Below are 11,938 nucleotides of genomic sequence, written 5' to 3'. Positions count from 1 at the left end.
GAGGACAATATATGGCAGATGAAGAAATAAGACATCTGGTTCGTATAATGAATACTGATCTGCAGGGCAACCAGCCAGTGAAGTACGCATTAACCGGTATACGTGGTATCGGATTACGAACCGCTCGTGTTATCATTGACAGTACAGGTATCGACCCAAGCGCAGTGATCGGTTACCTTCCTGACGAAGATATTCAAAAACTGGATTCAACTATTGATAAGTTCGAAGAGCAACTTCCTAAATGGATGCTCAACAGACAGTTCGACCCTATATCAGGCGAAAACAAACACCTTCTTGGTCAGGACATCATTCTGACACTTAAAGAAGATCTTAACGACCTCAGGAAATCACGTGCATACCGTGGTCTCAGACATGAGAGAGGTCTTAAGGTCAGAGGACAGAGAACCAAATCCACCGGTAGGCGTGGAAGCACCATTGGTGTCAGGAAGAAGAAATGAGGGTGATGAACTATGGCATATCCAGGTAAAAGTACAAAGAGCTATGACACTCCAAAACATCCATGGCAAGCTGAAAGGTTGGCATCCGAGGTCGAGCTCGTAAAGAAGTATGGTCTCCGTAACAAAAGGGAACTCTGGAAATCACTCAGTGTTCTGAGAAGGGTCAGAGGAAATGCAAGACGTCTTCTTGCAGAGTCCGCAGAATCTGATCTTGTAGGTCACTCAAAGACCGAAGCTGATCAGCTCCTTGCAAAACTTATCAGGTTTTCAATTCTCAAATCTGATTCCAATATCGATGATGTTCTTGGTCTTCAGACCGAGGCTATTCTGGAGCGCAGGCTTCAGACCCAGGTCCACAGACTTGGACTCGCCCGCACTGCACGTCAGGCAAGGCAGTTCATCACACACGGACATATCGCTATTGATGGCAAGAGGGTAACAATCCCTGGTATGATGGTAACAAGGGAGCAGGAGATGAATGTCGAATATTACGGTACATCTCCTATGACCAAGGAATCCCATCCAGAGAGGCCTGCACAGATTGCAGCATCAGTGGTAACTGAATAAGGAGGAATAAAATATGGCTAACGGAATCTGGGGTGTTGCACACATCAAGTGCTCATTCAACAACACGATCATTACTGTGACTGACCTCACAGGCGCAGAGACCATCGCAAAATCCTCTGGTGGAATGGTTGTAAAGGCAGCAAGGGATGAAAGTTCCCCATATACTGCTATGCAGATGGCTACTCAGCTCGCAGATCTCCTTAGGGACAAGGGTATCGAAGGTGTCCACATCAAGGTAAGAGCACCTGGTGGAAACAAGCAGAGGAGTCCTGGACCAGGAGCACAGGCTGCTATCAGGGCATTCGCAAGAGCTGGCGTCAGGATCGGAAGGATCGAAGACGTAACTCCAGTACCACATGATGGAACTCGTCCAAAAGGCGGAAGGCGTGTATAATCACTAAGAACAGAGGTTATTTTATGGAAATCGATATACTTGAGTTATCGGACAGATCAGCAAAGTTCATACTGTCAAATACAACTGCAGCTTTCGCAAACGGGGTTCGTCGCGCAATGCTTGCCGACGTACCTACGCTTGCGATCGATGACGTGAATATCTATAACAATACTTCTGTTCTGTATGACGAACAGCTGGCATTGAGATTGGGCTTGATCCCACTCACTACCAGCCTCGACGACTTCGTTCCTCAGGATAAATGTACATGCGATGGGGCAGGTTGCCCTGCATGTACTGTTTCATTGACACTTAGTGTAGAAACTGATGAAAGCGGTCAGACCATCGTTCACTCTGGTGATATTGTGTCATCTGACCCGAATGTTCAACCAGCAGACAAGAACATCCCTATAATCGATCTTAGGGCTGGCCAGAAGGTTGTCCTTGAAGCAATTGCTCATATGGGCTATGGTAATAAGCATGCAAAGTGGCAGGCAGGCGTTGCCTGTGGCTACAAGAACATGCCGATCATCACCGTTGAGGGTTGTGACAGGTGTGGCGTCTGCGTCAATTCTTGTCCCAGGAACATCATTCAGCTCACCGATGAGTCTGCAATGGTGGCCGATGAAGACCGTCTTAAGTGCTCACTTTGTAGACTTTGTCAGGATTCCTGCGATATTAATGCAATTACTGTAAGTGCAGATGAAAAATCATTCATTTTCAGTATGGAATCGGATGGTTCTTACACTGCTCAACAGTTAATCTTAAATGCAGTGAATACTATTAAGGGCAAGGCTGCTGAGATGCAGAGCATCTTGAGCACATTGTAAATCGGAAATTCTGATTTCCTTTTTACTTTATTTAATTCGCAGTATTCCCCGTGCGGGGGTTGCCCAGCCAGGTCAAAGGCGCTAGGTTGAGGGCCTAGTCTCGTAGGAGTTCGTGTGTTCGAATCACACCTCCCGCACCAAACATACTACAAATGTGGAATTAAGCGATCCTGAGCTATTTCAGGATGGAAGTTCGATAAACAATAACCCAACAATATGCGGGGGTTGCCCAGCCAGGTCAAAGGCGCTAGGTTGAGGGCCTAGTCTCGTAGGAGTTCGTGTGTTCGAATCACACCTCCCGCACCATTTTAAATTAAGTTATTGAACATCCATGCATTTTTTATTATCTTTTGTTTTCAGATAGCTTGTTTTTTGATATGTTAATGCAATAATTACAAATTCAATACTACAATTCAAATATTGCAATTCCAATACTACAAATGTGCTCTAAATGTCACTTTTGCGGTAAAAAACAAAAAAAGTAAAAGGGCCACATGATGCAGCCCTCTATCGATATTACTCGTCCTTCTCAGTATGTTCGGCTACACCAAGAACAACTATCCTTGTTTCGATGAGCGTATTTGAATTTTCCATGAACAGCTCGTCCTTTTTCACTTCTATCTTTACCGAATCACTGTCCATGTTAGCATCTTTCATGTATTTGTGTATGGTCTCATCACCAAGCCTGAGGGCATGCTCCACAGCTTCTTCATATTCATCAAAGCTTTCTCTTCCCTTTTCAGAGTACACGTAGAATTCCCAGTCAGGGGCAGCCATTGAAACAGGTCTGATAAGCATTTCGACCCTTCGTACTCCTTTTGCGGCCAGCGCGCCTGCCGCATTACCCACACTGGCAAATTCCGGCAGGATCATCTCTGCATCGATGAGGTCTCTCATCCCCTCAAGATAAGCTACCACAGGTCCTCCAATGAGCACCACCGGAATCTCTATCTTGAACTTTATGGGTGAGTTCGTATCAAATGTCTTGCGTACTTCTTCCTTTGAATTATCTTCAAGGAAAAATGATACAAGGTCTGCTGCCATGTTCTTTGTAAACTCATTCTTAACATGTTCTGCAAATTCCTTCCCTTCCATCCTGCACATTGAACCGAGGTGCTGCGCACCTATCCTGGAAGCCTCTACACTATATTCAGTATAGTCCCCCAGCGCATGCAGTGCATCTGTGGGTGTAAAATTGATGGGTTGTATCAAACGTTTCTGCATAAGCATATCAAGGTGTTTATTAGTAGGAAGCTTATTCAGGCGGTTGCGTATTTCCCTTACTGATGTGGGTGTCTTGGAAATGGCTTCCAGTAATTCAGCCTCATAATTGCTCAGGTCGATAGGTTCGTAATCTGTTCTGATGAAGAATTTCGTAGGCTGGAAGTTCATACCAATAATGCCTCTTGAAGGCATTGGATTATTGGTGAGCTGCTCCAGGAACTCTGGGTATTTCACTGCGGCCCTGCACAACGGAATGACCCTTCTGGGCCCGATGGTCATCTTTGCCGCTCCTACCCATATGTCACTGTCACCGCCAAGGGCAGATGTTTCCATCTTTATCGCTTTGACCCTTGTCTTCCATCCACCTACAACCGCACCCGCATCGCTCATCTGTGGCACGCCATCATATATCACCGAAACATCGGTACTTGTGCCACCCACATCGATCACTGCACAACTATCTCTCTTTGAAAGGAATGAAGCACCAACAAGACTTCCTGCAGGTCCTGAAAATATGGATTCTATCGGCTTTTCGAGAGCATTTTTGATACCTATGACCGATCCGTCACATTTGAGCATGAATATCTTCGCATCCATGCCTCTGCTCCTTATTTCGGATTCTACGCTGGTCATGAACTTTTCAGTTATTGGTATCAATTGTGCATTGAAGAATGCAGTCACTGCTCTTTCAAAGGCACCAAGGTCCTGTGAAAGCTCATGGGCACAGACAACAGGCATTCCTGTACTTTCCCTGACGATATCCTTGACCTTCAGTTCATGTTCATGGTTTCGAATACTGAAATACGAAGAGACTGCAAAAGCTGCTACTTTATCCTTAACACTGAGGGCAAATTTTCTCACTGCATCTTCGTCAAGGGGGTTTGCCTGAGCACCCCTGTGGTCATGTCCTCCGTTCACCTGAATATAATGCTCTGTGGGGAGATTCGTGCTAATATGATAATCTCCGACAAGGATCAGCCCTACGGGAAAACCTGTACCCTCAAGGATCGTATTGGTGGAAAGGGTCGTTGAGACCGAGACGATCTCAACTTGTCCAAGTATGGACTGATCAAGTGAGTTCAATACATTCCTGATCCCTTCTAACGGGTCTGGGTATGTCGTTAAAGCCTTGCTTGAGGCAAGTATCTCATTCTTAGAGTTCTCTACAATGACGGCATCTGTGTAAGTGCCGCCAGCATCTATTCCAAGGCTCAGTTTCATGTTAGTCTCCATTTTTAATTAATTCACAGCTGTTTTAATCTGTAGTCCGAATGAAGTGCTGCCTCTATTTTTTGTGAATTTTTCTTCAATGCTACAAGACGGGTTTTCCCATATCTCCCTCTACTTCGCACAGGCGCGGAAATGACACCTTCCATGTCGAATTCTGAAACGATCCTGGAAACACTGGTGCGTCCAAGCGGGTCCATGTTTGTCTCGTCGCAAAACTTCCTGTAAAGGGCTTCAATTTGTCCTGTAGTGACCTTGTCGTTCAATTCATTTGTCAGTTTGACAATGCTTAAAAGAACCAGCTTCGAATGGAATGGCAGTTTTTCCATCGAACTGATCAGTTCTGAATCACCCATTTCTTCGTTTGCAACACGAAAATGTTTTTCGGTGATCTCTTCTGATCTTAATGTGTCTGCAATATTCCCAGCTCTTTCCAGTAATGTGACCGCCTTTGAAGCATTGCCTTCTTCACCTGCCAGTTCTACACATAATTTAATGTTCTCACTGTTTAAAACTCCTTCTGCAAATGCAGAAGTATTCCTTTTTTCAAGGATTTGTGTGATCTGATCACTATCATATGGTCTAAACACAAGGTTTTTCTGTTGAAGTGCTGAAACAATACTTTGTTCAAGTTGTCCGTGGAATGTAAGATCATCTGCAATACCTATGATTCCTATGAAAATATCATCCTCTATACTCATATTTTCTCCTGCATGGCTAAGGTCATACAGTATCGTGTGATTTTTGAGTAATTCTATCTCATCGAATACAACTATTATTGTATAATGTGTCTCGTTCAGAGCTTTCCAGAGTGCTCTGTAATATTTGCCCATGGAAAGTCCTGTTTTTGGGACCTCCGTCTCAGGAGATACTTTGTTGAGTATTTCCTGTATGATCCTACTGGTAGTATTGATCTTCTGACAATTGATGAATACAGGAACAACATTGAGATTATCCTTTTCAATGTTCTCTATTAGCTGTTTCAGGACATATCTCACGACAGTTGTCTTTCCAGTACCCTTATTTCCTGAAATAATTGCATTTGCAGGTTCGCCATGATGCAGTACAGGTCTTATTACCTCAGCAAGTTCCTTTATCTCCTTGTCCCTTCCGACAAGTTCTTCGGGTATGTATCTGGATGATAATACAGACCTGTCCCTGAATATTTTGCTTGCACCCGTCCCGAATATATTATTCATGTTCTTTACACAGTCTCATTCAATGTTACAGTAGCTTTCTATCTCCGTGAAAATATCTCTGTAAAGCTTCAGGTATTCCTCTGTTGGTTTCATTTCATATTCTGATCTAACTTTATAGCATTCATTGAATGGCTTTCCTTCAGGCGGATATTGTAAAAAGTTTTCGTATTTTGCGTATATTTTGCTTACAGCTTCGTTTGCTTCTTCGAGTGTAAGTCCTGTTGCCAGATGGGCGATCTCTCCCATAAATCTTGATTCAAGTCCTGTTGAGTGGTCTGCACCTGCTCCTCTTGCGCCCACAGGTCCGACCAACATATCTCTTCCTGATACGGTATCGCCAATAGCTTGTGCGGCAGTTTCATAGAACATCATATCGGTGCAGCATCCAGCAAGGTTCCAGTAATATCTTCCTGTGTAGTGGTGCATGTTCCTTGAAATTGCCATGGATGAAAGGTTGGATGCCCACATGATCTCTTCTGTGGAGGAGGAATGAGTATTTACATGGACAGCACCCGATAGATGAATACTTGCTCCTGTCACTATCTTTGACTGGATGGTCTCTGCAACATCGACTATGGCTAAACCTTCAGGTGTGCCGATACCTGTGCCACCGAATACAGGACATTGGCCACTAAGGAAATGATTGCCGTGTTCAAGATGGAATATAGATTTGTAAAAAGTCTCATAATCGGTCTTTAGCTCGTCAAGCTGGTAAACTTCCTGTACATCCGCAGTGGAATAAAGTTCTTCGGATGATACTAGCATATATGCCGGTGAAATGGTGGGTGTGCCGGGACCCATTAATGCCAGTCCTTCACGACCGGCAAGTTTTGTTGCAAGTCTTTCTTGTCTTGCTTCCTTCAAAGCTGCAAGCATCTCAAAAGGAGTCTTCCCTCGTCTTCCTTTTCCTCCCATTTTTTCCAAAGCTCCTGCATAAACACCTTGTACAATAGGTTCCATTGCAGAACTTAAGTGGACTTCAAGGAAATTTTCTTCTGATACCGTACCACCCATTGGCCCGCCAATAATAACAGGGGGTTCAGAGTCCATTGTGTATCTAAAAGGCACAATGACCTTTTCCTTAAATCTTCCTATTTCCAGTACTTTAGAACTATTGACTGATCTCCTGATCTCCTCTTCATCGATCTTGATGCTTTTCTTTGTATCAATACAGTATATTCCAACTGATGTCAGGAGTTCAACAGCAGCTTCAAAAACTGAATCTGCCAGACTCATGTCTGTTGGGACAAAACTACCGCTTTCACGAATGATACCATATTTTTCTGCCAGCTCCTGTGATCTCATGAAAACTTCCATGTCATGCTTTTCTTCAGCTTTTTCATCACCAGTCGTTGCAGATTTCAGATGTTTGTAGATATCGATCATTTCAATTGCTCCTTTTTTGTTTTATGAGGGCTGTCAAATTTCCATGTAAATGTTACTTATACCTATATTGACATGGAACTTTATTTATAGTTTTCCATGTGTATCAAAAAGAACCTATGTTGACATGGAGATGTCATTGAAAAGAACCGAATACTTTCACCCCACTTGGCAGTCTTTAATATATGCAGAAGTAGTAGTATTGTTCGAGGTGAATTTAAATGGATGATTTCTTTACAGAATTAGTTAACAGGGCAAGATACTATGAACAATTTGAAGAATTACTAAGAGCTCGTAGGTGAGTTTCTGCAACATTCGGCCGTAGCTTCCTCCATCCCGTCAAACCGTTTGCTTTCACTACGGCCCCATTCTTCTCTTTATGATGGATGTTTGTAAAAGCTCAATTTCGGATACGTTCTTCTTCTTTGCATCGATTTTGCATTTTGCTTAAGAAAAGTTCTTCTCGATGTCTTTCGTATCTTTTTTGTTCGGCAAGACGTGTCTGGTATATACGTATCGATCTCAAAAGATCTATCTTCCGAAACTCCGGCCAGAAAGGTGCGCAGAAATATGCAGCACATTCGTTCCCATTGGCCTGCCATGGCAGGAAGTTCGAGATCCTTTCATTTCCACCTGTGCGAATGATAAGGTCTACATTTGAGACCGAAGGACCTTCCATGGGGTATAGGTGGTCTGCAACAGTGTTCTCATTGATATCTTCAGGCATCAGTTCATTGATCAGCACTTTATCCGCCATCTTTCTGACAGCTTGCACTATATCCTGTCTGCCGCCATAAGCAATAGCAACGTTCAGTTTGAACTTCCTGTAACCTTTGGTAGCTTTCTCTATCCTTCGGGTAGCTTCCTGAAGCTCTTTAGGCAAAAGGCCAATGTCGCCGACAGCACGCACTCTTATCTCCCGCTCATGGGTGCGCTCGTTCTTGCGCATATGGTCAAATTTGTTGGTAATTAGTTCAAAAAGGCGTACTGTCTCATCGTCGGAGCGGTTAAAGTTCTCTGTAGAAAAAGCATATATGGTAAGCTCTTTAACTCCCATCTCATAAGACCATTCGATGACCTTCTCCGTAATATCTGCACCGCGGGAATGGCCGTAATCAATCCTCTTCCCGAATTTGCCGGCAAATCTGCGGTTCCCATCCATAATTATCGCAATATGGTCTGGAACCTTTTTCCCTTTCATGCCTGCAAGAAGGGATCTCTCATAGATATTGTAGAACAGATTCAATATGGGTGACATAAAAGATCAGATCTTCGATATTTTAAGAGCATCAGGCACCGATTCTCAGTGCCAATTAGTAATTTGAACTATAATGAAGATCAGTAATTATCAAGTACGGACTTAACTACTGGTTTATAATCCTCTTTCAACAGGTATAGATTATGGTCGCCTGTAACATCGATACTGAGTATTCCAAGCCTTGTGTTCATAAGCCCTACCATGGCTGAAACTCCTCTGTAGCTTACATCGAACTCCTTTTCATGGAGATGTTTGTAGACATCACTTGTAGTGAAAGTGCCTCCGTCAAGGAACAGTTTCAGTACAACTTCCCGTATTCCGGTATCGTCTCGGCCCAAATATTTTATAAGTCTCGCCTTAACCCGGTCTTCTATAGTCTCCAGCACAAACACCTCAATTGTCTCTATGTGATTTTAAGTTATAAATTTATGGTAATACATTTGATTTCTGATGCAGAATGCGTTTTCTCTACAGCATTAATCCTTATAAATGTTAGTATCAAAGCGGTATAACTTCGACTACCAGACCATCTTTGAAAGGATATCTTTCGATAACTGATGGTATGAATCCACATTCTTTAAGTTCCTGGGCATTTTCTTCGGTAAACCACCCCGGCAATTCTATTGCTCTTTCCCCTATTTCGAACATATTTTCAGGGACACCTATTTCATTTAAGAAGCTCACAACTTCCTCAATATCGCTTGCTTTTATGGATCCGTATAGCAATGTCCCATCCTCTGTGATCTCATCAAATGGGCGGGCGGTCTGCTTAGCAGTTCTAATGAGTCGTTCCCTAAGTTGGCCTGCATCTTTATATCTTGATGAACAGAAATGCATCTTTGGAAGATACTGCGCAATTTCCCGGGCAAATGTTTCAGAACCCTCCACTGCGTTGCTTATATCGTTCTTAAGCATGAATCCCCTTTCTGTGAGTTCCATGGCATTGTTATCTGAAAATTCCAGTTCGTTAAGGTTCAGGAAACATCCTAGCTCGTTAATAATGTCCTTCAGCTCGTGAACTCCCTTTATCGAAGGCAGTTCGAACCCTACTTCGATATCCAGGTCCTTTGCATCCTTAACCGCTTTCTCGTAAGCGGACCCTTTCAGAACGTGCCACATATTTTGCGGTGGGTGGAATCTTATCTCATCCAGACCGGCAGAAGCAAGAGCTTCAAGTGTCTCTTTTGAAGGTGCTATGGATGTGTAGAGGTGAATATGATGTTCCTTCCCAAACTCCGCTTTGAGAAGTTCGATATAATGGATAACCTTCTCTTTTTTAAGTAAAGGTTCTCCTCCGGTGATGCCTGTGCCTAGCGCATCCATCGTATATGCTTCACTCAAAACATCATCATCAGTTTCAACTGCCTTCTCGTTCACATAAACAGTATCTCTTTTCCGATCTTCGGAAAGGGGGCAGTAGAAACATCCTCTATCACATGTACCTGTGATGAAGAGTACCATTTTGGCACCTTGTTGACAGAGTCTGCAACCTTCAGTTAGAAAATTGTAGAAAGACCCTTTATCCGTCTGGATCATTTCTTTCATAGTATCCTTTCATACGCCCTCTGATATATAAGGATGTTTTAAAGCAAAGTTCTTATCTGTTTTGTACCATAACCTGTGACAATGGTGAGACCTGAAGGCCTTCTGGCCATCATAGGATGCAATAATTGCGGCAAATGTGCTCTGGTATGCTCTCATGGTGCTTTACAGCATCACAACGGCAGGGTGACCATTGATTATGATCTTTGTATTCTCTGCATGGATTGCGCAGAGGTATGTCCCATAAAGGCCATTGTCTATATCGAATGAGCTGTAGTGTAATATTCTCATTATTTTTCTTAAAGGCTCATATAAGTCCTCTGAAGAAGGTCCTTGCCGTAATGGCAGTTACAGTGAAAACGATTATAGAAATTGGTAATACCTGTCCCAGGTCATACATGAATTGTGTTCTGTCCCCGCCGTTCTCAATGGTGCTTGAAAATCTTGTGAGGATGGCTGTGATCAGTATAAGGTAGATCCCAATAGCCAGCATGAAAAGCTCCGGGACAATTGTCTGGTCAAGGTTCTCCGGTGAAAAGTCCACAGGTCAGCCGTACACAAGTATTTCGAGTATTCAACAAGATATGTAAGGATGTTGGACTTGACAAGTCCATTGCAACTCATGGATTCCGTAGAACCAGAGCCAACTATCTCTTGAACCATGGAATGCCAATCACAACATTAAGTAAATTTCTTCGGCACAAGAACATTGGAACTACCATAAAGATCTCAACATCGGATTCCAAGATGTGCAATCATCACTTGATGCGATAGATGATAATGTCGGAAAGATAATCTGACGTGGCAAATAGCCCAACGTTTCAATCTTTTTTACAATCGGATGTAATCATCCATTTCTTTTTTACATCGACCTAAACGGCAAATATGCCACTATCATGGGCTGAACAAAACCATCAATGCACAATATATCTTATGAGATTGCGAATCTCAAAAAAGTAAGAGGAATATTATATTAATCGTAACTATTCAGCCATCCTCACGTTTTTGATATAAACTTAGAATACTCAACACAATTCCATCAGTGCTTGATATTGATTTTACCAAAAAACAATATACTATGCCTCTATTTTAGTCACTCCCTGAAATTCAACCTGGTTTTTACCAGGCACGAGGTGATTGATTACGAAACGCAAAGAAATCCTAGCAGTTTATGAACAAGGTCCAGAAGCAGTTGTTACTCTTGTCACCACGTTATACGACATAATTGCTGAACAACAAAAGATCATCGAGTTACAGGCTGCTAGAATAACAGAACTCGAAGAACGAGTTAAAAAATTGGAAGACCAACTCAAGAAAAACAGTCGTAATAGTAGTAAACCACCTTCGACTGATGTTTTTGTTCATGAGAAGCCAAACCCAAAAAGCAGACGAAAAAAGAGTGGAAAGAAACAAGGTGGTCAGAAAGGCCATCCTGGAACCACGCTCAGAATGGTAGATGATCCTGATGAAATTGTACTTCATGAAGTGCACAAATGTAGTAATTGCGAGAGTTTACTTGAAACTCTAAAGACCAATGATCATGAAAAAAGACAGGTGTTTGACATACCACCCATTAAACTTAGAGTGACCGAACATCGTGCTGAAATTAAGACATGTCCTCATTGTGGTTGTAAGAATAAAGCTATTTTTCCAGAAGGGATCAAACAATCTGTACAATATGGTTCACGTCTGACATCTTTGTCAGTCTATCTACATGACTATCAGTTGATTCCCTATGAACGCAGTTGTGAATTGTTATCCGATGTTTGTGGGTGTGAGATAAGTCCTGCTACTTTGATCAGAGCAGAAAAAACATGTTTTGAACAACTGGAAGATTTTGAACAACATATCAAGGACCT

At 42.7% G+C, this 11,938-nt stretch carries 14 protein-coding genes and 2 tRNA genes; 9 read left to right on the top strand and 7 right to left on the bottom strand.

Going from position 1 to position 11,938, the window contains the following annotated elements; genetic code table 11:
• The first annotated feature begins 11 nt into the window (after nucleotides 1-11).
• From KDK67_RS02070 to KDK67_RS02045, 6 genes are all read left to right on the top strand, one after another.
• Nucleotides 12-458: a 30S ribosomal protein S13 gene (locus KDK67_RS02070; RefSeq protein ID WP_250867185.1), complete on the top strand. Its 447-nt coding sequence runs from the start codon at nucleotides 12-14 to the stop codon at nucleotides 456-458.
• A gap of 12 nt (nucleotides 459-470) precedes the next feature.
• Complete coding sequence (locus KDK67_RS02065) at nucleotides 471-1,025, top strand: 30S ribosomal protein S4 (RefSeq protein WP_250867184.1); 555 nt, start codon at nucleotides 471-473, stop codon at nucleotides 1,023-1,025.
• A gap of 13 nt (nucleotides 1,026-1,038) precedes the next feature.
• Nucleotides 1,039-1,419 carry a 30S ribosomal protein S11 gene (locus KDK67_RS02060; RefSeq protein ID WP_250867183.1) on the top strand — a complete coding sequence of 127 codons (381 nt, stop codon included), beginning with the start codon at nucleotides 1,039-1,041 and terminating at the stop codon, nucleotides 1,417-1,419.
• A 23-nt stretch (nucleotides 1,420-1,442) separates the two neighbouring features.
• A complete protein-coding gene (locus KDK67_RS02055; RefSeq protein ID WP_250867182.1) occupies nucleotides 1,443-2,246 on the top strand; it encodes a DNA-directed RNA polymerase subunit D in 804 nt (267 codons plus the stop codon).
• Nucleotides 2,247-2,298: 52 nt separating this feature from the next.
• Nucleotides 2,299-2,386 (top strand) — tRNA-Leu (locus KDK67_RS02050).
• 78 nt (nucleotides 2,387-2,464) lie between these two features.
• Nucleotides 2,465-2,552: transfer RNA gene (locus tag KDK67_RS02045), tRNA-Leu, on the top strand.
• Nucleotides 2,553-2,762: 210 nt separating this feature from the next.
• On the opposite strand, the gene KDK67_RS02040 is transcribed toward KDK67_RS02045, so the two are convergent.
• From KDK67_RS02040 to KDK67_RS02015, 6 genes are all read right to left on the bottom strand, one after another.
• Entirely contained in the window at nucleotides 2,763-4,691 is a 1,929-nt protein-coding gene (locus KDK67_RS02040) for a hydantoinase/oxoprolinase family protein (protein ID WP_250867181.1), read from the bottom strand.
• A 23-nt stretch (nucleotides 4,692-4,714) separates the two neighbouring features.
• Nucleotides 4,715-5,896 (bottom strand): Cdc6/Cdc18 family protein, encoded by a 1,182-nt coding sequence (locus KDK67_RS02035; protein ID WP_250867180.1) that lies wholly within the window; start codon nucleotides 5,894-5,896, stop codon nucleotides 4,715-4,717.
• Nucleotides 5,897-5,911: 15 nt separating this feature from the next.
• Complete coding sequence (locus KDK67_RS02030; protein ID WP_250867179.1) at nucleotides 5,912-7,282, bottom strand: monomethylamine:corrinoid methyltransferase; 1,371 nt, start codon at nucleotides 7,280-7,282, stop codon at nucleotides 5,912-5,914.
• Between the two features lie 397 nt (nucleotides 7,283-7,679).
• Nucleotides 7,680-8,537 carry a polyprenyl diphosphate synthase gene (gene uppS / locus KDK67_RS02025; RefSeq protein WP_250867178.1) on the bottom strand — a complete coding sequence of 286 codons (858 nt, stop codon included), beginning with the start codon at nucleotides 8,535-8,537 and terminating at the stop codon, nucleotides 7,680-7,682.
• Between the two features lie 80 nt (nucleotides 8,538-8,617).
• Nucleotides 8,618-8,929, bottom strand: a complete 312-nt coding sequence (locus KDK67_RS02020) for a DUF2551 domain-containing protein (RefSeq protein ID WP_250867177.1) — start codon at nucleotides 8,927-8,929, stop codon at nucleotides 8,618-8,620.
• Nucleotides 8,930-9,035: 106 nt separating this feature from the next.
• The gene (locus KDK67_RS02015) at nucleotides 9,036-10,082 is read right to left on the bottom strand and encodes a radical SAM protein (protein WP_250867176.1); all 1,047 of its coding nucleotides are present in this window, start codon (nucleotides 10,080-10,082) and stop codon (nucleotides 9,036-9,038) included.
• 81 nt (nucleotides 10,083-10,163) lie between these two features.
• Between KDK67_RS02015 and KDK67_RS02010 the strand changes: the two genes are divergently transcribed.
• On the top strand, nucleotides 10,164-10,349 hold the full coding sequence (locus KDK67_RS02010) for a 4Fe-4S binding protein (RefSeq protein WP_250867175.1): 186 nt from the start codon (nucleotides 10,164-10,166) through the stop codon (nucleotides 10,347-10,349).
• Nucleotides 10,350-10,386: 37 nt separating this feature from the next.
• Here the strand turns inward: KDK67_RS02010 and KDK67_RS02005 are convergent, their stop codons facing one another.
• On the bottom strand, nucleotides 10,387-10,623 hold the full coding sequence (locus KDK67_RS02005; protein ID WP_250867174.1) for a hypothetical protein: 237 nt from the start codon (nucleotides 10,621-10,623) through the stop codon (nucleotides 10,387-10,389).
• Here KDK67_RS02005 and KDK67_RS14505 point away from each other — a divergent pair.
• Together KDK67_RS14505 and KDK67_RS02000 are read left to right on the top strand one after the other, a co-directional pair.
• Nucleotides 10,611-10,853 (top strand): tyrosine-type recombinase/integrase, encoded by a 243-nt coding sequence (locus tag KDK67_RS14505; RefSeq protein WP_420846916.1) that lies wholly within the window; start codon nucleotides 10,611-10,613, stop codon nucleotides 10,851-10,853. The genes KDK67_RS02005 and KDK67_RS14505 overlap by 13 nt on opposite strands.
• A gap of 363 nt (nucleotides 10,854-11,216) precedes the next feature.
• Nucleotides 11,217-11,938, top strand: a 722-nt coding sequence (locus KDK67_RS02000) for a DUF6444 domain-containing protein (RefSeq protein ID WP_250867173.1), incomplete at its 3' end; no start/stop codon positions are given.

The sequence above is a fragment of the Methanococcoides seepicolus genome, from assembly GCF_023684405.1.
Taxonomy (GTDB): domain Archaea; phylum Halobacteriota; class Methanosarcinia; order Methanosarcinales; family Methanosarcinaceae; genus Methanococcoides; species Methanococcoides seepicolus.
The sequence above is the reverse complement of the archived record's forward strand: the minus strand, read 5'-3'. Positions and strand labels throughout refer to the sequence as shown.